The sequence below is a fragment of the Acidimicrobiales bacterium genome, assembly GCA_041394265.1.
Taxonomy (GTDB): Bacteria; Actinomycetota; Acidimicrobiia; order Acidimicrobiales; family SZUA-35; genus JBBQUN01.
This window is the reverse complement of record JAWKIO010000005.1, coordinates 242,582-264,714: the sequence shown is the minus strand read 5'-3', so window position 1 is coordinate 264,714 and position 22,133 is coordinate 242,582. Positions and strand designations below refer to the sequence as shown.

At 66.9% G+C, this 22,133-nt stretch carries 25 protein-coding genes; 12 read left to right on the top strand and 13 right to left on the bottom strand.

Features of this window, described 5'->3' with window-relative positions:
- Positions 1-2: 2 nt before the first annotated feature.
- The gene (locus R2733_01315; protein MEZ5375120.1) at positions 3-938 is read right to left on the bottom strand and encodes a catechol 2,3-dioxygenase; all 936 of its coding nucleotides are present in this window, start codon (positions 936-938) and stop codon (positions 3-5) included.
- A 179-nt stretch (positions 939-1,117) separates the two neighbouring features.
- The gene (locus R2733_01310; protein MEZ5375119.1) at positions 1,118-1,798 is read right to left on the bottom strand and encodes a helix-turn-helix domain-containing protein; all 681 of its coding nucleotides are present in this window, start codon (positions 1,796-1,798) and stop codon (positions 1,118-1,120) included.
- Between the two features lie 66 nt (positions 1,799-1,864).
- Here R2733_01310 and R2733_01305 point away from each other — a divergent pair, with 66 nt between their 5' ends.
- Positions 1,865-2,329, top strand: coding sequence for a cupin domain-containing protein (locus R2733_01305; GenBank protein MEZ5375118.1), 465 nt, complete (start codon positions 1,865-1,867; stop codon positions 2,327-2,329).
- 11 nt (positions 2,330-2,340) lie between these two features.
- On the opposite strand, the gene R2733_01300 is transcribed toward R2733_01305, so the two are convergent.
- Complete coding sequence (locus R2733_01300) at positions 2,341-3,426, bottom strand: CoA transferase (protein ID MEZ5375117.1); 1,086 nt, start codon at positions 3,424-3,426, stop codon at positions 2,341-2,343.
- A 73-nt stretch (positions 3,427-3,499) separates the two neighbouring features.
- On the opposite strand from R2733_01300, the gene R2733_01295 reads away from it, so the two are divergent.
- Complete coding sequence (locus R2733_01295; GenBank protein MEZ5375116.1) at positions 3,500-4,837, top strand: MFS transporter; 1,338 nt, start codon at positions 3,500-3,502, stop codon at positions 4,835-4,837.
- On the opposite strand, the gene R2733_01290 is transcribed toward R2733_01295, so the two are convergent.
- The 4 genes from R2733_01290 to R2733_01275 form a co-directional block, all read right to left on the bottom strand.
- Positions 4,763-5,551 carry a phytanoyl-CoA dioxygenase family protein gene (locus tag R2733_01290; GenBank protein MEZ5375115.1) on the bottom strand — a complete coding sequence of 263 codons (789 nt, stop codon included), beginning with the start codon at positions 5,549-5,551 and terminating at the stop codon, positions 4,763-4,765. The two genes, R2733_01295 and R2733_01290, sit on opposite strands and share 75 nt — an antisense overlap.
- Positions 5,548-6,072, bottom strand: coding sequence for a shikimate kinase (locus R2733_01285; protein ID MEZ5375114.1), 525 nt, complete (start codon positions 6,070-6,072; stop codon positions 5,548-5,550). Before R2733_01285 ends, R2733_01290 begins: the two co-directional genes overlap by 4 nt.
- 27 nt (positions 6,073-6,099) lie before the next feature.
- Positions 6,100-7,398: a HAMP domain-containing sensor histidine kinase gene (locus R2733_01280; protein ID MEZ5375113.1), complete on the bottom strand. Its 1,299-nt coding sequence runs from the start codon at positions 7,396-7,398 to the stop codon at positions 6,100-6,102.
- Positions 7,399-7,459: 61 nt separating this feature from the next.
- Positions 7,460-8,290 carry an SDR family oxidoreductase gene (locus tag R2733_01275; protein MEZ5375112.1) on the bottom strand — a complete coding sequence of 277 codons (831 nt, stop codon included), beginning with the start codon at positions 8,288-8,290 and terminating at the stop codon, positions 7,460-7,462.
- Positions 8,291-8,430: 140 nt separating this feature from the next.
- On the opposite strand from R2733_01275, the gene R2733_01270 reads away from it, so the two are divergent.
- The 4 genes from R2733_01270 to R2733_01255 are packed head-to-tail and all read left to right on the top strand — an operon-like array spanning position 8,431 to position 10,756.
- Positions 8,431-8,745, top strand: a complete 315-nt coding sequence (locus R2733_01270) for a hypothetical protein (protein ID MEZ5375111.1) — start codon at positions 8,431-8,433, stop codon at positions 8,743-8,745.
- A complete protein-coding gene (locus tag R2733_01265) occupies positions 8,735-9,724 on the top strand; it encodes an FAD:protein FMN transferase (GenBank protein MEZ5375110.1) in 990 nt (329 codons plus the stop codon). Before R2733_01270 ends, R2733_01265 begins: the two co-directional genes overlap by 11 nt.
- The gene (locus R2733_01260; protein ID MEZ5375109.1) at positions 9,721-10,314 is read left to right on the top strand and encodes a ferric reductase-like transmembrane domain-containing protein; all 594 of its coding nucleotides are present in this window, start codon (positions 9,721-9,723) and stop codon (positions 10,312-10,314) included. Before R2733_01265 ends, R2733_01260 begins: the two co-directional genes overlap by 4 nt.
- Positions 10,304-10,756, top strand: a complete 453-nt coding sequence (locus R2733_01255) for a hypothetical protein (GenBank protein ID MEZ5375108.1) — start codon at positions 10,304-10,306, stop codon at positions 10,754-10,756. Before R2733_01260 ends, R2733_01255 begins: the two co-directional genes overlap by 11 nt.
- A gap of 2 nt (positions 10,757-10,758) precedes the next feature.
- On the opposite strand, the gene R2733_01250 is transcribed toward R2733_01255, so the two are convergent.
- Entirely contained in the window at positions 10,759-11,649 is an 891-nt protein-coding gene (locus tag R2733_01250) for a trypsin-like peptidase domain-containing protein (GenBank protein MEZ5375107.1), read from the bottom strand.
- Positions 11,650-11,820: 171 nt separating this feature from the next.
- On the opposite strand from R2733_01250, the gene R2733_01245 reads away from it, so the two are divergent.
- The 4 genes from R2733_01245 (at position 11,821) to R2733_01230 (ending at position 15,322) form a co-directional block, all read left to right on the top strand.
- Positions 11,821-12,222 (top strand): hypothetical protein, encoded by a 402-nt coding sequence (locus tag R2733_01245; protein ID MEZ5375106.1) that lies wholly within the window; start codon positions 11,821-11,823, stop codon positions 12,220-12,222.
- A 111-nt stretch (positions 12,223-12,333) separates the two neighbouring features.
- Positions 12,334-13,410, top strand: a complete 1,077-nt coding sequence (locus R2733_01240; GenBank protein MEZ5375105.1) for an AAA family ATPase — start codon at positions 12,334-12,336, stop codon at positions 13,408-13,410.
- Positions 13,407-14,306, top strand: a complete 900-nt coding sequence (locus R2733_01235; protein MEZ5375104.1) for a DUF58 domain-containing protein — start codon at positions 13,407-13,409, stop codon at positions 14,304-14,306. Before R2733_01240 ends, R2733_01235 begins: the two co-directional genes overlap by 4 nt.
- A complete protein-coding gene (locus R2733_01230) occupies positions 14,303-15,322 on the top strand; it encodes a VWA domain-containing protein (GenBank protein ID MEZ5375103.1) in 1,020 nt (339 codons plus the stop codon). Before R2733_01235 ends, R2733_01230 begins: the two co-directional genes overlap by 4 nt.
- 37 nt (positions 15,323-15,359) lie before the next feature.
- On the opposite strand, the gene R2733_01225 is transcribed toward R2733_01230, so the two are convergent.
- On the bottom strand, positions 15,360-16,391 hold the full coding sequence (locus tag R2733_01225) for a hypothetical protein (GenBank protein MEZ5375102.1): 1,032 nt from the start codon (positions 16,389-16,391) through the stop codon (positions 15,360-15,362).
- Positions 16,392-16,559: 168 nt separating this feature from the next.
- Between R2733_01225 and R2733_01220 the strand changes: the two genes are divergently transcribed.
- Positions 16,560-16,943, top strand: a complete 384-nt coding sequence (locus R2733_01220; GenBank protein MEZ5375101.1) for a hypothetical protein — start codon at positions 16,560-16,562, stop codon at positions 16,941-16,943.
- Between the two features lie 8 nt (positions 16,944-16,951).
- Here R2733_01220 and R2733_01215 read toward each other — a convergent pair whose 3' ends face one another.
- The 4 genes from R2733_01215 to R2733_01200 all read right to left on the bottom strand — a co-directional run bounded on the left by R2733_01215 (position 16,952) and on the right by R2733_01200 (position 21,071).
- Positions 16,952-18,037: a bifunctional glycosyltransferase family 2/GtrA family protein gene (locus tag R2733_01215; protein ID MEZ5375100.1), complete on the bottom strand. Its 1,086-nt coding sequence runs from the start codon at positions 18,035-18,037 to the stop codon at positions 16,952-16,954.
- Between the two features lie 14 nt (positions 18,038-18,051).
- Entirely contained in the window at positions 18,052-19,110 is a 1,059-nt protein-coding gene (locus R2733_01210) for a phosphodiester glycosidase family protein (protein ID MEZ5375099.1), read from the bottom strand.
- A complete protein-coding gene (locus R2733_01205; protein ID MEZ5375098.1) occupies positions 19,107-20,405 on the bottom strand; it encodes a CotH kinase family protein in 1,299 nt (432 codons plus the stop codon). The genes R2733_01210 and R2733_01205 overlap by 4 nt, the downstream gene beginning before the upstream one ends.
- A 75-nt stretch (positions 20,406-20,480) precedes the next feature.
- Positions 20,481-21,071 (bottom strand): alpha/beta hydrolase, encoded by a 591-nt coding sequence (locus R2733_01200; GenBank protein MEZ5375097.1) that lies wholly within the window; start codon positions 21,069-21,071, stop codon positions 20,481-20,483.
- Here R2733_01200 and R2733_01195 point away from each other — a divergent pair.
- Positions 21,070-22,131 carry an aminoglycoside phosphotransferase family protein gene (locus R2733_01195; GenBank protein ID MEZ5375096.1) on the top strand — a complete coding sequence of 354 codons (1,062 nt, stop codon included), beginning with the start codon at positions 21,070-21,072 and terminating at the stop codon, positions 22,129-22,131. The two genes, R2733_01200 and R2733_01195, sit on opposite strands and share 2 nt — an antisense overlap.
- The last annotated feature ends 2 nt before the right edge of the window (positions 22,132-22,133 follow it).

The following is a 22,133-nucleotide window of genomic DNA, read 5'->3' as shown; positions in this document are numbered from 1 at the left end:
GATCAGGTGACGATCGACAGGAACGTGTCGTGCAGGACCCGCTTCGACATGTCGAGGCCGCCGCCGGCGCCGAGTCCTTCCCAGGTCCAGGCCATCGGCTCCCAGTCCGGGTAGGGCGCGGTGCCGCCCTGGAAGGTCTCGAACCGGTTGCCCGCGGGGTCCCAGGCATAGATGGTGCCGCCACGGGTGATGCCGTGCTGGGTGGGGCCGATGTCGACGGGCACGTCGTTGACGGCCATGATCTGGGCGGCCCGCAGCACCTTCTCCCACGAGTCGAGCAGGAACGACACGTGATGGAAGCGGTCGGGTTCGGGATGGACGACGAACGCGATGTCGTGGGCCTTGTTGGAGCACGACAGCCAGAGTGCGCCCTTCTCGTCGCTGTCGGGCAACGTGACGTACTCGGTCAGATGGAAGCCGAGCACGTTGGTGAACAGATCGAGGACGCCGAGCACGTCGGGTCCGTAGAGCAGGGCGTGGTCGAAGCGGACCGGTGCGATGCCGCGATCGGAATCGGGGCACCACGACTTGGGGTTGTTGGTGCCGAGCGGGTTGCCGACCAGGGTCTTGGTGGCATACAGCTCGAACTGGTGACCGGTCGGGATGACGAAGCGAACCCGCTCGCCGGTCTCGAGCATCTCGCCGGCCGGGAGGCGGGTGGTCTCGATGCCGTAGTCCTGCACGGCCCGCTCGAGCTGATCGAGCGTGGCTTCGTTGAGCACCTTGAAGCCGATGAAGTCCATGCCGGCCTCGTCGGCCTCGCGCAGGATCACGGACGAGTGATCACGCTCGTCCCACGTCTTGAGATACACGCGGCCCTGGTCGTCGCGACCGGTCTCCTCGAGCCCGAGGACGTCTCGATAGTGGTGGACACCGGCCTCCAGATCGAGCATGCGAAGTTGGATGTGACCGGGACGAATGACGCCTGTCAATGCCATCGAGGACTCCTTTGTGTGACGACTCGGGCGCTGCGGCCTCGTTGCCGTTGCCCTGTTCGCCAGCATGACCACGGTCACAATGGAGATCCAATACTTGTTGTGCGGTGTCTCGATACCCAAGTGGTATGCGGGAGGTGACGTTGGACCCTGGTCGTCTGCCGACGCCGCTTGTCGAGCGTTCAGGGGGTCGGCGGCGGGAGGAGCGCTGCAATCAAGGTGTCGGCCAGCCAGGTCCGAAACCGGTCAGGTGCCCACCCGCTGTCGACGACGAGGTGGCGGTGGATCTCCGGGCTGTTGAGGGTCCAGAGCACGTCGATCGCCTCGGCGACGCTCAGACCCGGATGCAGCGGTGTGATCGAAGCAAGTGCGTCGATGATGTTCGTGGCTCCTACACGTCGCCGATGTTCCGTGGTGGCGGCCAATGGTGCGAGCTCGGGGTCGGCGGCTGCCGCTGAACGGATCACGGTGAAGACCGATCCGGCACGTTGGTGAATGGCGGTGACCGCGGCGGCATAGGCGCGCAGGCGCTCGTGAGGATCGGGGTGGTGGAAGACGTCGTGCATCCAATCACGATCGTTCACCGCCACCGGTGCGTCGTCACCTGCGATCGATACGTCGAGGACCTCTTCCAGAATCGCCTTTTTCGAGCCGAGCGTTGCGTAGATCGTCTGGACGGCGACGCCCGCCTCGTCAGCAATCTGTTGAAGTGTCGTAGCGCCGTACCCGGCGTCGACGAACAATCGAGCGGCGGCGTCGAGGATCGATCGACGGGTCGCTCGCGCCCGGGCCTGGCGGCGACTCGAGTCGTAGCTCCGCCTCGCCTTCTCGTCGGTCCCGGATGGCCTCTTGACACCAGACATCGATCGGTAGAATATCACTCTATCGAATAGAGATGAACTCTATTGAATAGCAGAGGGATGTGAGCCATGCTGGCAATGAGGGCACACGAGGCGGATCGCGACCGGTGGTTCGCAGGAACACTCCTGCGGGTCATCGCCGGACGAGCGGACACAGAGGGCAACTTCTCGGTCCTGGAGCAGCGGGCCCGTCGCGGCTTCTCTCCACCGCTCCATGTTCACCATCGCGAAGACACCGCCCTGCTCGTCCTCGAGGGCGAGTTGACGGTCGCGGTTGGCGACGTGGAGCAGGGCGTCTCGGCCGGCGGTTTCGTGTGGCTCCCGCGCAACGTGCCTCACAGCTTCCGGGTGGAGAGTGAGGAGGTCCACCTGCTCGAGTTCGCGACACCGGGAGGCGTCGAGGGCTTCCACATCGATGCAAGTGACGTGGCCGGCGAGCCGCTGCTGCCTCCGGCGACCGAGCCGGACATTGCGCGCATGGTGGGATCGGTCGCGAACTACGGCATCGATCTCGTCGGTCCGCCGATGGGCTGACGATCGCTCGGTCAGCCGATCTCGAAGACAGGCGCCGATTGGCGGAACGGACCATGCTCGTGGTCGGTGACCACCCGGATGCTGCCGTTCGCCTCGACTTGGGGGTGGTCGTGCAGGTCGGCTCGGGCCTCGACCTTCGACGCAGGAACGTCGTGCTGCCAGAGAGCAGTCAGCAGATCGTCGAGCGACGGTGCCTCGACGATGGCGTCACGAACCATTCGCAGCAGGTCGAGGCGTTGTGCGGCGCGAGCCTGCGGTGTGGCGTACAACGGATCATCGAAGAGGGGGCCCAGCCCGACGGCTCGCATGGCGCCACTGAGTTCGGAGTCGGTGACCACGCTGTAGGCGAGATGGCCATCGGCCACCGGGGTGAGGCGGTAGGCCGCAGAGAAATCCGGGGCCGGGACCACGCCGTCGTCATCGACGTAGGTGTGGTTGTACATGCCGTCGGGCCAGTTGAAATGGATGGCGCAGTCGAACATGTTCAGCTCGATGTGGCGGCCCTCGCTGGTGCCGGTGGCCAGCTGTTGCTGGGCCCGTTCGAGCAGCGCCGCGAAGGCGGCCTGCGCGGTGTACAGCGAGGTGACCTTGTCGGCGAGGATCCCCTGGAACAGGAAGGGGCCGCCGCTCAGCGGGTCGACCTGGGTGTCACAGATCCCGGCGGCAGCTTGGATGATCGGGTCGTAGACCCGGATGCCCGACATCGGACCGTTGGGCCCGAAGCCGGAGATCGACAGACAGATCAGCTGCGGATTGCGGGCGTGAAGGGTGTCCCAACCCAGTCCCATTCGATCCATCGCTCCGGGGCGGAAGTTCTGCACCAACATGTCGGCATCGTCGATGAGCCCCAGGAGTTCGGCCAGACCATCCTGGGTCTTCACGTCGATGGTCCGCACCTCCTTGCCGTGATTGCAGGTCGTGTACATCGCCGTGACGCCGTGCCGACTGGTCCCGACGAACCGAGAGGCATCGCTGATACCGGGTGCCTCGACCTTGATGACCCGTGCCCCCTGTTCGAGCAGCATCCGTACTGCGAACGGGCCGGAGACGACGGTGGACAGATCGACGATGGTGATGCCTTCGAGGAGTGATCCCATCGGGGGAGTCTCCCGCGTGATTCGCTCGATGGCGAATGCGATCATCCCGACGCTGCGCCACTATCGTCACCGAGTGATCACCACCTCCGAGACGCCACCAACCGTGCATGACTCGAGCGTCCGACGGGCGGTCGCCGCCACCTATCTGTCGTTCGGTGGCGCCGGTTTCCTCATCGCCTCGTGGGCGGCACGCATCCCTCAGATTCGCGACCGGCTCGGGCTCGAGCCGTCGGAGCTCGGACTGGTGCTGTTGTCGCTGGCCGTCGGATCGCTCGTGTCGTTGGCCTATGCCGGCCCGTTGATCACGGCGGTCGGCCCGGCGAAGACGGTGAAGCTGATGGCGATGTTGGTTACCCCGGCACTCGTGACCGTTGGCGTCGGGTATCGAGTGGGTGTGGTGCCGGTGACCATCGGCCTGTTCATGATCGGGCTGTCGGCTGGTGCTTGGGACGTCGGCATCAACGTCCATGGTGCGGCGGTGGAGACACGCGTCGGCTCGTCACTCATGCCTCGGTTCCATGCCGGCTTCAGTCTCGGCACCGTGGCGGGTGCGTTGCTCGGCACGCTCGCCGTCGCCGCCAAGGTATCGGTCACCGTGCATCTCTGCCTGGTGGCCATCGCCGTGAGTGCCGCGGTCATCGTTGCCACCACACAGTTCCTGCACGATGTCGAGCCCGATGCTTCCGAGGACACCAACGGCAGCACCGTCGCTGCACCCTTCGGCGCACGTGACGCGTGGAGTGAGCCACGAACCCTGCTGATCGGCGTGATCGCCCTTGCGTTCGCCTTCGCCGAAGGTGTGGCGAACGACTGGATCGCCGTCTCCCTGGTCGACGGTCACGACGCCCCCGAGGCCATCGGCACGCTTGCCCTTGCCGTGTTCCTCGCGGCGATGACGCTTGCACGCTGGTTCGGACCCGGCATGATCGATCGGTACGGTCGCGTCCGGCTGCTGCGGGCCACGGCCGGTTGCGGCATTGTCGGCGCCGGGATCTTCATCGTCGCACCGGTACCTGCGGTCGCATTCGCCGGTGTCGTGCTGTGGGGATTCGGTGCGTCGCTCGGCTTCCCGATCGCCATGAGCGCCGGCGCCGATGAGCCGCGAGTGGCGGCGCGGCGAGTGAGCGTGGTCTCGTCGATCGGCTACTGCGCCTTCCTGGCTGGTCCACCGCTGATCGGCTTCGTGGGTGACCACCTCGGTGTGGTGCAGGCCCTGACCTTCGTTCCGGCGATGCTCGTGGTGGCGACCCTGGTGGCCGGGGCCGCAGCGCCGCTCACGTCGGCGAAACAGGCCACCGACACCGACGGAGGCAGCGGTCGTACGGAGCCGATGAATTCAGCGCACCGAGGGGTCGTGGAAGCCGAGTCCGTTGTGCATGGTGTGACCGGTCAGGGCCCGCAGCTCCGGTGACAGCGTGGCGAGCACGTCGGGCGGAATGCTGAGGTACTGGTTCTCCTCTTGGCGGAGCCACGCCACCGAGTAGGTGACCACCACGCCGTAGCGCCACTGGTCGCTCACGTTTGCTCCCGCGCCGTGCAGGGTGCCACCGAGCCAGACGAGCACCGAGCCAGCCGGCATCTCGGCGGCCACGATCTCGTCGGGTTGGGCCACACGATCGGCGGTCCAGCGGTGGCTGCCGGGCACCATCAGCGTGCCGCCGTTGTCGGCGGTGAAGTCGCTGATCGCCCACATCGTGGCCAGCACGAGGTTGGGGCGAGGCAACTCGAAGAAGGGGTAGAGGTCTTCCTCGCGGTGCAGTACCTGGGCCCGGGCGCCCGGCCCAATGTTGAGAGCGGCGGTCACCTGGATCTGATGGTGCGCACAGTTCGCCCCGAGGTGCGCCTCGCAGAGGTCGTGGATCAGCGGATCCTGGATCAATGTGCGAACGCCCTCGGATCGGGTGACGAGCGCGATCACCCGACGGGTCTTGCCGGCGTAGAAGTCCTCGGGGTTGGTGTCGGCTGTCGACGCCCTCGCCATGTGGTCCTGGAGATCGTCGATGACCTGTTGCCGGGTGGCGTCGTCGGCCAGTCCTTCGATGACCACGCACCCATGTTCGGCCAGGACGTCGGCCACATCGGCGGAGGCATCACGCGCCGATCGAACGGGGATCTCGGCGGTCATGAGTTCTCGGCTCCCACGATGGCGGCGAGCTCCGCTGCGATGTCGGTGGGGGAGCGATGCGACGTGAGGATCTGGGTGAAGCACCGGTACCCCGCCTCGCGTTCGTCGAGGAGGTCGATGATGCGCTGACGGGGATCGTCGACGGCGAGCAGCGGCCGCTCGATGCGAGCGGCGTCGGCGGTCACTCGTTCGAGGATCTCGTCGGGGCTGGCAACGAGGCAGAACACCGCAGCATTGTTGCTCAGCGCGTGCACGTTCGCCGGATCGAGCATCAGCCGACCGCCGGTGGCGACGACCAGATGGTCGCGTTCGCCCAGCTCGGCAGCCACCTCGCGCTCGATGGCTCGGAACGCCGACTCACCCTGCTCGGCGAAGATCACGGCGATCGGACCGTGCCGCTCCTCGATGATGGTGTCGGTGTCGACGAACTCGAACCCCAGCTGGGCTGCGAGCAGTCGCCCAACCGTGGACTTGCCCGTTCCCATGAACCCGGTCAGGACGACGTTGCGATACCTGTGCACAGCACCAGGCTAAACGCGAAGTGCTTGTCAGTTTGCAGGGAGACGCACCATGACGTCGGCGCCATGAGGGACGACGTCGGCGATCGTGATCTCACCACCCCAGCTGTTGACGATCCGACGGACCATCGCCAGCCCCACACCCGAGAGCGGGTCAGCTAGCTGGTCGAGTGTCGAGTACATCTCGAACACGCTCTGCCTGCGGTCGAGCGTGAACCCGGGACCGTCGTCGATGACGTGCAGCACCGGGCCGTGGTCATCGTTCTCGAGCTTGATCTTGATGGCGGGGCTGTGATCGGGGTGGTGCTTGACAGCATTACTCAACAGGTTGCCGACCACCGTCTCGAGCTCGGCTGGTCGACCAGTCACGACGCCGACCGACGGATCGATCACGACTTGAACGTCGTCCGCGAGGAGGGCGGCGGACACGTCGTCGATCAGTTGCCGGAGATCGACCGAGACCATGGGCTCATTTGAGTCTCCAGCCCGCAGATACTCGAAGACACCGACGATTCGGGCGTTGAGCCGCACGATCCGCTCGTCGATCCGGGTCAAGTGATGTTCGAGTTCGGGTGACAGTTCGGCCTCGCCGACATCTTCACGAATGAAGTCGACAAGGCTCGAGATCTGGTTGAGCGGTGCCTTCAGATCGTGCGCGGCGATGCGAGTGAAGGACTCCATGTCGGAGGTGTGCCGAGCTGCTTCGAGCAGTCGCGTGTTCGAGGCACGGCGCCGGCTGTAGTCGAGGAGGGCGATCGACGTCGCCGTCGACACCACCAACAGCCAGAACATCTGTTGCTCCTGTCGAAGGTGTGCACGCCGTTCGACGATCGATGCAGAGATAAGGGCCTGCAGCGCATCGATCGTGGCGAGCGCGGCTGCGTCGTCGACGCGAACCTCGGCGTCGATCGCCTCGATGTCCCAGCCCTGTTGGTGGAGTTCGGTCACGCGGTCGATGTTCGTCTGATACTCCCGGATGGTGGCGAAGGCATCGTCCATCTCGATCGTTTCGCCGTTGAGGTGGTGATCGAGACGGTTGAGCACGGCAATGGCCTCATTGGCCTGCCGGGTGGCGTCATCCCGGTACCGCGGTTCACCTGGGCGCAGCACCCAATTCTTGAAATTGTGGATCAACCCGCCGTAGCCCATCAGATCGTCGAGCTCGGCGAGATCCTGCTGTTGCTGCAGGACGGCCGCCTCACTGGAGCGTTCGTCGATGAGGATGCCGTAGGCGACAAGCGGGCTGGCGATGAGCAGCCCGATCATCGTGTAGCCCTTGAGACGATGCGCTCCCGGGAACGATCGATGGCGGGCGGCCATGAAACGCATGGCACAGCGTCGGACGCGTCGTCGTCATGAGGGCAGTTGGCGATTGACCCGTTTCGGGCAACTACTGGGCTCGGAGACGGCGTCGGAAGCGACGCATACCGGCCAGCCAGCGATCCACGTCGGTCGCCTTGCGAGCGACGTAGGTCGCGACCTCGGGGTGGGGGAGGACGAGGAACTCGCCGGTGCGCATGGCCTCGATGCAGGCGTCGGCGACGTCGTCGGGTTCGAGGATGCCGTCGCCGGCGGCCTGGCGGCCACCCTCCTTCGCGGCGCGTGGACCGAGAATGTTGGTCCTGACCGCCTGCGGGCAGAGCACCGACACACCGATGCCGTCGTCGCCGTAGTTGATGGCCAGCCATTCGGCCAGGGCCACGGCCGCATGCTTCGACACTGCGTAGGGCCCGGAGTCGATCTGGGTCAGGAGCCCGGCGGCCGAGGCCGTGTTGAGCAGGTAGCCACCGCCGCGCTCGACCATCCCAGGGATGACGGCACGGGCCGCCGCGAGATGCGACCAGGTGTGGACCGCCATCATCTGCTGCCACTCGTCGGTTGGGAGGTCGAGCCCGCCGCGTCGGCCGTAGCCGGCGTTCGACACGAAGATGTCGATGCCTCCATGCTCGGCGATCGTGTCGCGCACCAACCCTTCGATGGCGGCCTCGTCGGCAACGTCGATCGCCGCCGATGCGGCGGTGGTCGAGGTGCGTTCCGAGACCATCGCCGCCGTCTCGGCCGCCGCATCGCCGTGGAGATCGGCACACACCACGGTCGCTGCGCCGTTCTCGGCGAACCGGAGGGCGAGCGATCGGCCGATGCCCGAGCCGGCGCCGGTCACCACCGCCACCTTGCCGTCCACCTCGATCGTGTTCCGTCCCGGTTCGGTCTGCTCTGCCATGGCGGTCCCCTTCGCTCGTGCTCTGCCGTCTCGGTGTCGGACATGCTGGCACTCGGGACGATTCTCAGCGAACTCCCGGCCAACGCTCGGCGAGGATCGCGAGCGCGCGGCGGATCGTGATGGCATCCCGAGAAACGGAGATGACCATGTCACTCGAACACACTTCCTCCGCCACTTCCGGTCGTGACCGGGTGAGCCGCCTTCGCTCGAAGCGGCCGCATCCGGCCCAGCGTGCCCGTCGCATCGCTGCCGTCGCCAGCGGTCTGTCGATGCTGGGCATCACGGCGGTCATGGCCACCAATCAGCAGGCCTCGACCGACGAAACGGCCTCCGTCTCGGTGGCGTCGACCGACACCACCAGCGCCAGCACGACGTCGAGCTCGTCGACGTCGACCAATGCTGCGACGCCGGCCACGGTCTCCTCGACGGCGAATGCGTCCAGCCATGGGAGCTGACCACGTCGCCCGACTGATCGGTCGGGCCATGGGCACCGATGTCGACATCACGGTCGTCGGGCCCAACGGTCTGGCCGAGGACCTGGCCAACGAGGCCTTGGGCCGCCTGGGCAACCTCGAGGCGTTGTGGTCTCGCTTCCGATCGGACAGCGAGATCTCACGCCTCAACCGCGCCAACGGCGAGTTCGTCATCGTCGGTGACGAAACCCGTCGCCTGCTGCGCACGGCGATCGACGCGTGGGAGCTGAGCGGCGGCTTCGTCGACGCGACGAAGTTGGAGGCCTTGCTCGCCGCCGGCTACGACCGCTCGTTCGAGCTGTTGGCTGCGGACCGTTCGTCTGCTGAGCGCGCCCGGCCGATCGATGATCGCCGCTCCCCACAGCCTCCGTTGCGTCGCCACGGGCCGACCGACATCGAGATCACAGCGACCGCCGCTCGGTTGCCCATGGGCATCGGCTTCGATCCCGGTGGAATCGGAAAAGGGCTGGCCGCCGATCTGGTCAGCGCCGCCATCATGCGACGCGGCGCCGACGGCGTCTGTATCGACGTCGGTGGCGACCTCCGAGTCCGGGGTACGGCACCTGACAGCACACCGACGCCATCGGGGGGTTGGACGATCTCGATCGATCATCCCGTCCGCGACGAACCACTCGCCCTCGTCGGCATCGGCGACGGGGCCGTCGCCAGTTCGACGACGCTGTGCCGTGCCTGGCAGATCGACGGTGAGCGGCGCCACCATCTCATCGACCCACGGACCGAGCAACCCGCAGCGTCTGGCGTCGCCTTCGCCGCCGCCATCGCCGCCGACGGCTGGCGGGCCGAGACCATGGCCAAGACGTTGCTCTTGCGAGGCGGGCCCCACTGGTTCGATCCCATCGACGGATCCGGGATCGAAGCACTCATCGTGACCGACGACGGTTCGGTCCACACCTCGACCGGCTTCGGTCGGTTCTGCACCCCTGAAGGAGTCCTGTCATGAACGACCAACTGTGGTGGTATGTCGCCCGCTCGGGCGGCATCGTCGCCTGGGCGTTGCTTGCCGCCAGCACGCTGTGGGGCCTTGCCCTGAGTACCCGGATCCTCGGCGGGCGGCCCCGAGCCAATTGGCTGCTCGATGTCCACCGGTTCCTCGGAGGCCTCGCCGTGATCTTCACCGGCATCCACGTGGGTGCACTGGTACTCGACACCTATGTCAGTTTCGGGCTGACCGAGATCCTCGTGCCGTTCACCGGCACGTACCGGCCGGCGGCTGTTGCCTGGGGGATCATCGCCACCTACCTCCTCCTCGCCGTCGAGGCGACCTCGCTGCTTCGCCAGCGCATCAGTCGGCGGGTCTGGCGATGGACCCACTCGCTCAGCTTCGCCCTATTCGGGCTCTCGACGGTCCACAGCCTCACGGCGGGAACGCACAGTGCGAACCCGATCCTGCGGGTCGCGATGCTCGCGACCTCCGCTGCCGTCGTCGGTCTCACGGCAGCAACCATCGATCAGCACCTGCGCCGCCGATCGACCAACACACCACAACGAACCGTGCCCGTCATCGCAAAGGAGCGACGTCATGCCCATTGATCCCCGTTCATCATCCGACATCCCGGCCGCACCGCCCATGGCGCCGCCGGCCCCGCCCACGCGACCGACCGCGCCCCCATCGAGCTCCGGCGCTGCTGAAGCACCGACGGCATCGGCTCCGTCGCAGGGTCGCCCGGCGGCACACCGTGCCCGCTGGATCGCGGGCGTCGGTGCCGTGGTCGCCACCGGGGCAATCGTCGGCGCCATGATGGCAGGCGACGACGGATCGACGGCAACGGTCGGGAGCGTCCAGACGAGCAGCAACGCCGATCGCCAGCTCACCGACGCCCTCGTCGATGACAGTGGATCGGTCGTCGATTCCGCACCGGCGCTCGGCGGTCGGCATCACGACCAACGCGGTGGGCAGGCCGGCGTCGGCGGATCGGCGGCCGTGCCAGCCGCCCCGTCGGGCGTTCCCAATGCCTCGAGCCGCGGCAGCTGACCTCAGCGGTCGGCCTGCGCCAGGATGTCCTCGGCGGCGGCAAGCGCCTGATCGATCGGGATCACGAATCCGATGTTCGAGGCCTGTACGCCGCTGCCACTGGCCGCCACCGCCGTATTGATGCCGATGACCCGGCCGTTGGTATCGACCAGTGGTCCGCCCGAGTTGCCGGAGCTGATCGCAGCATCGGTCTGGAGGAGGCCGGCCATCGTGCCCGACGAGGTGTCGATGGAGCGATCGATCGCCGACACGATGCCTCGGGTGACCGTCAAGCCGCCCTCGAGGGCCAGGGCGTTGCCGACCGCGATCACGTCGTCACCGACGGCGGCGCTCGTGGTGGCGAGTGTGGCCGGCCGGATGCCGGTTGGGTCGTCGAGCAACAGCACGGCGACGTCGGCGGCGGTGTCCGATCCGACGACCGTGGCCGACCGCACGTCGTCGCCGATCGTCACGCTGATCTCGGACGCCCCTTCGATCACGTGTGCGTTGGTCAGCACGTGGCCCTCGGCATCGAGGATGACCCCGGTGCCGGCGCCAGTGCCGGTGACGGCCCATCTGCCCCGACCCGACGAGACGACGGTCTCGATCGACACGACTGACGGTTCGACGGCCGCAACGACGGCCGCTGTGTTCATCGTTGCAGACGACGGCATGAGCGACGCCGTTGCGATCGTCGAAGCGACCGGAGCGGTCGCTGTTCGCTGGTCGGCTGCGAGGAGGCCGCCGGCAAAGCCGGCGACGCCGCCGAGCGTGAGGACGCCGGCAAGCGCCAAGCCGCGGACGGGCCACGCCGAGCCGGAGCGTGTGCGGTGCGATGCTGCGACCGTCGACGTCGGTGGTGGCGATGAGGTGGCGGGGCGGAGTGGGGGAGCAGGGGGAAGAAAGGGTTCCATCGTGTCATCGTCGCCGCCCGACCTCGGGGTTCTCGGAGACCTTCCTGAGGACTCCCTGAGGATCTCGGTCGAGCTTCCCTGCTGATTCCCTGCTCGATCCAAGAGAGCTCACAGGTCGATGCCGTTGGCTGGTGGATGTCGAACACCACCCCAACCCAAGGAGACCTCGACATGAAGAAGCAACTTCCCATCGCCCTCGCCGCCTTCGTCGCCGGTGGCATCACGCTCGGCGCCGCCGGATTCGCGTCGGCCCAGTCGGACGACACGTCGACCACCACGTCGGTCGAGAGCGACACCACCGACGACGCAACGACCAGCGACACCACTGACACCGCCACCGACGAAACCGTCGAGCAGCGTGGACCGCGCGGCCACGGCCGAGGCGACGGCATGCGCGGTGGAGATGGCGACGGTGGCTGTGACAAGGCCGGCGACGGTGCGGGCGACGGCGACGGTGCCAGCAGCGGCGCCTCGGACAGCACCGATAGCGACGACACCACGAGTGACGCCACCACCGACGCCACGGTGGTTCCCGACACCACGACCACCACGGTCGACGGCAGCTCGCTCTAGCGCCGTCGCTCCACGATCTCCCTGATCGCGGCGGGGTCCGGTTCACCGCTGTCCGGACCCCGCCGTTCCCCCTGAACGCTCCCCTCCGCTCACGTACGAAAGCAGACATCCATGACGCTCGACACTCCCGAACTCGCCGTCACCCGGGCTTCGGCACCCCGACCCCCCGCCTCTCGGCTCGAAGAAGCCATGTTCGAGGCAAAACGCATCCTCGTCGGCCAGGATCACATGGTCGAACAGCTCTTCGTCTGCTGGCTCGCCCGCGGTCACTGCCTGCTCGAGGGCGCACCGGGCCTGGCCAAGACGCTGGCGGCCGAGACGGTCGCCACGATCATGGGTGGCGACTTCGCCCGCATCCAGTTCACGCCCGACCTGGTGCCTTCCGATCTGGTCGGCACCCGCATGTACCGCCAGAGCCAGGAGCGGTTCGACATCGAACTCGGTCCGATCTTCGCCAACGTCGTGCTGGCCGATGAGATCAATCGAGCGCCGGCCAAGGTCCAGTCGGCGTTGCTCGAGGTGATGGCGGAGCGTCACGTGTCGATCGGCGGGGTCACCCACGATGTTCCCGATCCCTTCATCGTGCTGGCCACACAGAACCCGATCGAATCCGAAGGCGTGTACCCGTTACCTGAAGCGCAGCGGGACCGGTTCCTGATGAAGGTGCTCGTCGACTACCCCGATGCTCGAGAAGAGGCGGAGATCGTTCGACGGATGAGCGTCGACCGGCCCCGGGCGAGGCGGGTCTTCGGCCCGGAAGAGCTGCGCGGCCTGCAGCACGCCGTTGATCATGTCTTCGTCCACGACGCGATCGTTGACTACGCCGTCCGGCTCGTGATGGCCAGCCGCCGACCGGCCGAACATGGCTTCGATGATCTGGTCCCGCTGATTGCCAATGGCGCCAGCCCTCGGGCGACCCTCGGCCTGATCGCGGCCGGGCGGGCGATGGCCATCATGCGGGGACGAAGCTACGTCCTCCCGCAAGACGTCTATGACGTGAGCCGCGATGTCCTCCGACACCGATTGCTCCTCACCTTCGACGCTGTCGCCGATGGGATCGACGTCGAGCAGGTGGTCGTCCGCATCGTGACCAACGTGGTGGCGCCGCGGGTGACGCCAGGGCAGGACGGCCCGGTGGTGCACGATGCAACGACACCGTCCACCGAGTTGACCGAGTGGGCGTCATGACGACGGCACTCACCTCGGCCGTTCCCAGCGCCGAGCGGTCGGTTCGGCAACTGGAGCTCATGGTCACGCGTCGCCTCGACGGGCTCCTGCACGGCGAGTATCGCGGACTGTTGCCCGGACCAGGGTCCGAGCTGAACGACGGACGACCCTATGAACTGGGCGACGACGTTCGCCGCATCGACTGGAGTCTGTCGGCTCGGTGTGGGCACACCCATGTTCGCGACACGATCGCCGACCGTGAACTCGAGACGTGGGCCGTCATCGACGGTTCGGCGAGCATGGACTTCGGGACCGACGAGTGGGAGAAGCGGTCACTCGCCATCGCCACCGTCGCAGCCTTCGGATTCCTCTCGTCGATGGGCGGGTCGCGATTCGGTGCCGTCATCGCAGAACCCTCTGGGGTCACCGTGCATCCGGCCGCCTCTGGCCGCGACCAATTGCGTCGGCTGCTCCTCACGCTCGAGCGGCGCCCGTTGGCCGGCACCGGGACGACCGACCTCGGCCCAGCGATCGAGCGGATCCGCCGCATCGGGCGTCGCCCCGGCGCGGTGGTGCTGATCTCCGACCTCCTGGGTCCTGACGACTGGCAACGCCCGATGCGGGCGCTGGGTGCGAACGCCAAGACGATCGTCGCCGAGATCAAGGATCGCAGAGAGGACGAGCTGCCACCGGTGGGTCTCCTGACCCTCGTCGACCCCGAGACCGGTCGCTTGCGCGAAGTGCAGACCTCGAACCGTCACGTTCGCGCCCGGTACGCCGTGGCCGCGCAGCAACGCCGCTCAGACATGAAGCGCAACGTCCGTTCGGCCGGCGCCGACCATTTGGTGTTGTCCACCAACCGCGACTGGCTCGGCGACATCGTCCGCTACCACCTCGACCGAAAGCGCATCCGATGACCTTCCTTGCTCCCGCTCGACTCCTCCTCGTCGTTCCCCTGCTGTTGCTCGTGGTGCTCTACACCGTGATGCAGCGACGGCGAAGGCGCTACGCCGTCCGATTCACGAACCTCGATCTTCTCGACGCCGTCGCTCCGCAGCGGCCAGGCTGGCGGCGCCACGTCGCAGCCGGGCTCGCCGGTCTTGCCGCGCTGGCCATGGTCGTCGGTCTCGCTCGACCGGTCGCTGAGATGACCGTGCGTTCCGAGACGGCCGTTGTGATGTTGGCCATCGACACCTCGATCTCGATGGAGGCGACCGACGTCGACCCCAGCCGGCTCGAGGCGGCGAAGACCGAGGCAATCGCGTTCGTCGATGAACTCCCCGACGACTACGAGGTCGGTCTCGTCGCCTTCGACGGCACTGCTCGCGTGCTGTCGGCGGCCACGACCGATCACGATCAGGTGATGACCGCCATCGCCGGCCTGACGACCAGTCGGGGCACCGCCGGCGGTGACGCCATCGGGGCGGCGCTATCGGCCATCGAGGTGGCGCTTGCCGATGACTCGACGATTGTCGATGCCTCCCTGAGCGCCGCTGCCGCAAGCGCAGCGACGAACGACGACACGACGACCGAACCAGGTTTCGAGACGACTGCCACCATCGTCATGTTGTCCGACGGCACCACGACCGTCGGCATGCCGATCGAACAGGCAGCCGAGGCGGCGGCTGCGGCCGGCGTTCCCGTGTCCACCATCACCTACGGTTCGGCCGAAGGGAGCGTGACCGTCGAGAACCAGACGATCGCCGTTCCTCCGGATACCGAAACGATGGCCATGGTCGCCGAGACGACGGGCGGCACGGCCTTCGTCGCCGCCAGCGCCGACGAACTCCGCGCCGTCTATGACGACATCGAAGCGAAGGTGGGCACCACGACCGAGGAACGCGAGCTCACGCTCGGGTTCGTCTCCGCCGGCCTGGGAGCGCTGATGGCGGCCGCGGCCGCCGCCTTCGTCTGGACTGCTCGTTTCCTTTGAGGTTCCGGCATCCACTGTGGCTTCGGCCGACCGGTGCTCAGATCGTCCAGGTGTCCTGGACGATCGCGAGCAACACCGGTCGGCCGCTCGGCGTTTCGGCCTCGGCGTCGAAGACGAACCGGACGCTGCTCCAGTCGAAGTCGCCGTAGAGCGAGGTGCCGTCGAAGTGGTACTCGACGACGCTCGAGCCAGGGAACCAGTGGTCGATGTTGTCGATCGAGTTGCCAAAGCCGAGGCGGACGTCGTAGCCGATGGCGTCGGTGCTGGTGAGACCGGTGTCGCCGGCAACGGCTCGGAGCCGTTGCCGAATCGTCTCGACGATCGGGGCGCCGTCGCCGTCGGTGTAGCCCCACAGCAACGTCGCGGAATCGGTGGCCGATCCCGCCACCTGCGCAAGCGACAACACCGGCGTCGTCTCGGTGATCGAGGCGTGGACGGAGACGGTCAGACCTCGGTCGGGGTCGACGTGCTCGGACAGGGTGGCGACGTCGCCGGACCCGAGGAGTTCGCGAACCCGATCGGCTGCTCCTGCGATCGAGGCATCGACCGAGCCGATCGTGATGGGCGGGGTGGTTCCGACCGGACGAAGGAACGCCAGATTGACCCAGCCGGCGCCCTGTCCGAAACGCACCACACCCCAACGCTGATCCCTCACGAATTCGGTGACATCGAATCGGTGCACGTCACGAGCCGTCGGCCCGAACTCACCGATGATCGGGTTGCTCACGCCGGGGCCCGTTCGCACGTTGAGGACGTCGTCGGCGGCAACGCCCCACACACCGAAGAGGTCGTCATAGGCGACCCACGCCGGGTCGATGGCGAGCGGTGGCGCTGGGAGTGGGGTCGATGTCGTGACGGAACTGGTGATGGTCGTCGTGGACGTCGAGGTCGTCGCCGCGGTTGTGGGTGGTGGGGTTCCGGTCGTTCGGGTGGTCGCCGAGACGATGGTCGTCGTCGGTGGCGTGGTGTCCTCCACCCCGTCGCTTCCACACGAGGCGGCGGCAACGGTGCCAGCGACGAGCAACGCCGCAAGGTGCACACTCACCCGGATGACGATGGCGTGCGACATACCGGCCCCCATCCACGAGATCAGCTCTGGTCAGTTCGAGCATCGCTCCTCGCGGCCGCGAGCGAACAGGGCCGAAGGGCGCTCGTTCGACTCATGGTGGGTGGGGATCGTCCGAGGCTGAAACGAACGGCCTCACGTTCCTCGACACCGCTGGAGAAGGTGCGCACCATGCCCGATGCCTACACCCTCTCGTTTGACTCGGACCGCAACCGGATCGACTTCGCGATGGCCGGACACTGGACCGCTGACGATGCAGCGAGCTGGGCGGAAGCGTTCGTCGACGTGGTCGACCAGGCCGAACCCGGGTTCGTCGTGGTTGGCGACATGCTCGGCTCGGTGCTGCAGACCCCGGAGGTCCAGGCCACCCACGAGCAGCTGATGGCCTACTCGGTCGAGCAAGGAATGCGCCGCGGCGTCCTCGTCGTCGGGACGACCACGCTGAAGTTGCAGTTGGAGCGCCTCGCTTCCAACGCCCACTCGGATGAGCGCATCCTCTTCGTCGGGAGCCACAGCCAAGCCGAGCAGGCGATCAAGCAGGTCACGAGTCGCTGACGCATCGGTCAGCTGGCGGCGGTGATCTTGCGCTCGGATGTCGAGGCGCGGGACTGGTCGAGTGCTCGAGGTTCGAAGACGACCCGCCGCTGCACCTGATACGCCACGGTGAACAGCGTCGCCTCGGTGATGACCTTGGCGATCGCGAGTCCAAGTCCCAGCGAGGTGAGGACTCGGAGCACCACGTAGTTGGCGGAGAGGAGCGCGAGGACGAGTGAGCCGTATCGCGCCGCAGCCGGCCGCCACGGGCCATCGTCGCGGCCGAAGACGAGGTTGCGGTTGCAGACGAAGTTGAACGAGGCGCTGATCGTTCGGGCGGCGACGACGGACAACAGGAGGCGATGGGTCAGGGCCATGGTCGCGAAGAGGACACCGAAGTCGACGGCGAACGCGGCGAGCGACGACACGCTGTACTTCACGATCGGCCAGTAGACCCGCGCAGAATCAACGAGCGGCCGGAAGTGTGACGACGCGTTCTGGTCGAGGTAGATCGTCTCGATCGGGACTTCGACGATCTCCACACCGTCTCGCTTCGCCCGCAGCAGCATGTGGAGCTCATATTCGAAGCGGTCACCGTCGATGGACTGCAGCCAATCGTGGAGTTCGGGGCGGAACGCCCGAAGCCCGGTCTGGGTATCCCCGATGGGCGATCGCGTGGCGACGGCGAACACGAGGCGTGTGGCGACGTTGCCGAATCGGCTGCGAAGCGGCACGGCCCCCGTGAAGGCCCGGGAGCCGAGCACGAGCGGTGCAGTGCCGGTGGCGAGGGCATCGGCAACCTTGGCGATGTCGTTGACCGTGTGCTGGCCATCGCAGTCGGCGCTGACGATGGGTTCGTCCGGAAACGCCTCGGCAATCCTCGCCAGACCGAACTTGAGAGCAACGCCTTTGCCACGGTTGACCGATGCGCCGGCGCCCGGGTAGCGGAGCACCGTGGCGCCCAGGCGGACAGCGTGGTCGAAGATCGGTGCATGCGATGCTCCCGAGCCGTCGTCGACGATGACCAGATGCTGGGCGATCCGTGCCCGGTTGATCGACTCGATCAGTTCGATGAGACGTTCGCCCGGTTCATAGGCGGGAATGAGGATGACCATCGTCGTGCGTCCTGTCAGCCGATGTAGATGATGTCGCTGGTACCGCGTTCGCGGTTCTTGCCGAGCGGGTTGTTGACCAGCTCGCCGTCGAAGTAAATGGTCGAAGAGCCGCCGCCGTCGAGGTTGTAGGCGGTGGTGGCACCGAGCTCGACGAAGATGTCGGCGAACTCGGTCATCGTCACGCCCCGGCTGTAGCCCGTGCTGCGGCCGTCGACCACGACGAACACGAAGTGGTTGTCGTCGATCACGCCGATGCCCGTGCGAGGCTGGACCCCCTGGATCGAGTGGTTGCCGAAGTTCGTGTCGACCTCGACGTCCTCGATCCCGTCGAGCACCGCGCCGTCGTCGACGATCGCCGGGCCGAACGACCAGGTGTTCCAGGCGCCGGCGGCGAGGAGTTCGTCGGCGCTGGTCGCGGTCTCGTCGTAGACCGCCATCGTGCCGTCGACGTACATGACGAGGCCGGTCCGGATGCCGTCGTCGCGGTAGGCGACCCCGTTGCGGATGACGATGCCCGAGTCGCGGAACCCGTAATAGTCCCCGTTGATCGCGAAGACGGCGTCGTAGGACTCGGCAATGTCGGAAGTGTTGGCAACGATGTTCGTCCCGAACGAGTTGTCGGCGAAGCCGGCCCGCACCTTCGTTGCGTCGTCGACGACGACGTCGGCGACGTAGTAGGTCACCGTGTCACTCCCCGAGCCTGTGACCACGGTCGAGATCTCGATGCTCGTGCCACCCGCCTGGTAGCTGGTCGCGGTGATCGTGGCCTCGCCTGCCTCGACCGGGTCAGATGAGCCGCTCGTGTCGGCGGGCGTCGAGGACGCGGCCGCATCGGTCGTCGCATCGAGCACCGACGATTCGTAGGCCGCGACGTCGGCGATCTCGACATGGTCGATCACGAAGCGGTCGAGGGCCCACCACGCGGTGCCGAGGGCAGCAACGACGGCGATGCCAACGGCGGCGAGGACCGAACGGAGCACGGTCCTGCGTCGACGGGAACGAGGGTGGGTCGGTCCAGTGGGCGTCGGGGAGGTGGATCGCTCGATCGGTGGCATCGGGTTCGCAAGCGTCATGAGAGTGCCTCTCGGATGGTGGCGGCTTCGGCGGCGACGGTGTCGGCGTCGATCAGTTCGGGGACGGTCTCGAGCACGCCGGTCCAGCGATCGAGGATCTCCTCGGCGCGACCGCTGTCGAAGAGGTCGCTCTGGAGTTGGTCGAGCGCAGCGTCGGTGAGCGCCGCGAACTCGTCGACGGCGAGGAAGCGTTCGACAAGCGGATTCGAGCCGCCCATGCTGCCGGGGCCAGCGGCTCCTCCCGGTGGCATCCCACCGGGTCGCGCCGCGTTCGGGTCGCCGTCGCGGCCCGCCGGGCCTCCGCCGCCCGGCCCACCCTGCGTCACACCGAAGGCGAGGTTCAGGTCCCACGGAACCACGGTGAACCTCTCGGTCTCGGCGTCGTAGAAGAGGTAGGAGTTGTTGCCGGGACCGTCGATGTCGTCGAAGTTGTCGACGAGCTCCATCATGGCGAGATAGCGGGCGAACGCCTCGACGTCGAGGTGGTCGCCAAGCTCGTCGGCGAACGTCTCTTCGTCGCTGTTGTTCACGAAGTCGAGGAACTCGATCAGCGGCGTGAGGTCGGTGGTGTCCTTCCCAGCCTCTTGATCGAACACCTCGTCATAGGCCTCCGAGTCGGTGCCGCGGTAGGAGTAGTCGCCAGTGCTCTCGGCCTTGTAGAGCGCACCGTCGTCGGCGAACTGCTCGGACATCCAGGTGTCGTCGGGATGCTCGATGACCAGCCGAAGGGTGGGCTCGCTGTCGTTGACGCTGAGCGAGGTGGCGACGGCCGACTGGCTGGCCAGCCCCGCCTCGGCGAGGAGCTCGAGGGCGACGGCTTCGTTGAGGGCAGTCTCGGTGTTGTTGGAGCGCACCACGAGTTCGGTGTAGCCCTCGTGCTGCTGGCCCTCGACATACTCGTCCAGCCGGATCAGCCACGGCAGCTCCTCGGGCGCCGCATCGGCGGTGATGTCGCGTAGCGACGAGTTTCCCTTGAGTCGAAGCCCCACGTTCTCGTAGGTGAATCCATCGATCGTGACGGTGGCGCTGATCCATTCCTTCTCACCGTCGGCGAGATACCGCTCGACGGCCGATCGGATGGCGTCGTCATCGGCGCTGATGTCGATGACGTGGACCACATCGGCGTCGAAGAGCGATCCTGACAGGTCGGCGACGACCGATGCCGCAGTGGTCGGTTCGACGCTCGCCGAGTCGGCGGCGAGGGCCTCCTCGGTCGATGACACTGGGGTGGTGCATCCGGCGATCGCCACGATGGCGGCGAGGGTGAGGTGGATTGGGGACGATCGAAAGCGCATGTGCGCCAGGGAACGCCACCAACCTCTGCCGGTGCCGAGACCTCGCCGTGAACTTCCTGAGAACTGGTTGGTCGATCAGGCGGCTGGTGGCGACGCGACGTGATCCGGTGTCGGGTAGGCGAGGCGGAAGGGGAACGGTGGGGAGAATGGCCGCCACGTCGCCGGGTTCTGGGCCACTCGGTCGCTGATCAGCCACAGCACGGCGGGGTCGATACCGAGCGTGAGGTGCGTACCACGCACTTCGATGTTCTCATGGCGGGGATGGGTGGGGTCGACCAGCGACATCGTCCACGGCACCACGCGGTCGCCGCGGGTGAAGACCGAGGTGACGGGCACGGCGAGCCGGCGAGGCGTTCGATCGGCAGACCGAAGTGGGCTGCCCAGTGAGGTCACGCTGTGAACGAGGTGCGGCGTTGCCGCCGCCAACCAGTGGGCGTAGAGACCGCCGAGACTCCAGCCGACGAGCGCCACGGGTCGACCGTCGCGGTCATGCAGCTCCTCCAACCGTTCGGCGAGCGCAGCGGTGGTCGACGGGCTCGGGCCTTCGTTGCGGCCGAGCCTCCATCGGTGCGGCGTATGGCCGGCCAGCGCCAGGGACGACCGAATGACCTGCGTGGCGTGGTCCGACGTCGAGTAGCCGGGAAGGACGAGGACTCGGGTCGACATGCCGACAACGCTAGGCGACGACGATGGCGCCCGAGAGGTCGACCTGATCCACGAGGTCGGCGATCGGGATGTGCGCCAGAATGCACCGATGCGCAGCATCTCCAAGACCGTCGTCTCCCAAGACATTGCTGCGGCGATCGTGGCCGACGCCTTTGGGCCGAACGTCGCCCTCGTCGAGTTCAACGAGGCCACCGAGGGATGGTTCAACGCGGCCTACCGGCTCGGTCTCGACGACGGACGCCAGGCGGTGCTCAAGGTGGCGCCACCTCCGGAGGTGACGGTCATGCGCTACGAGCATGACCTCATGGCCACCGAAGTTGCTGCGCTGCAGCTGGCCGGTGAACGAACGGCCATCCCCGTTCCCGCCGTGCTTTGGTCGGACACCTCGTGTCGACGCGTCCCGAGCTCGCTGTTCGTGATGGAGCGTTGCTTCGGCGTGCTCCTCAGCGAGCTGCGCCCCACACTCGACGCCGAGCAGCAGGAGCACATCGACGCACAGCTCGCCGTGCACCTCCGGCAGCTCCACGACATTACGCACACCGGCTTCGGACTCGGGGCCCCGTCGGCGCCGTCATTCGATTCGTGGGGCGACTGCTTCGCCCACCTGATCGACGACCTGCTGGCCGATCGAGAAGCGAAGGACGTCGATCTGGGGATCGCCGACGACCGGGTCCGGTCATTGATCGCCGAGCGTCGCGCCGCGCTCGACGAGGTCACGGTGCGTCGATTCGTGCACTGGGATCTCTGGGACTCCAACGTGTTCATCGATCCCGAGACACTCGCGGTGAGCGGGGTGATCGACTTCGAGCGTGCATTGTGGGCCGATCCGCTGATGGAGGCCCAGTTCTACACGAAGGCGTCCGATGCCTCGTTCATCGCTGCATACGGCTCGGCGATGGTCACCATCGATGCCGAGCGAGAGCGACGCCTGCTCTACGACCTCTACCTGTTCCTCATCATGGTGATCGAAGGGGCCTATCGGCACTACGGCGACGACACGGTCGAGACCATCGGTCGCGACCGCCTCCGTCACACCCTCGTTCGCTTGGGCGAGCTCTGAAC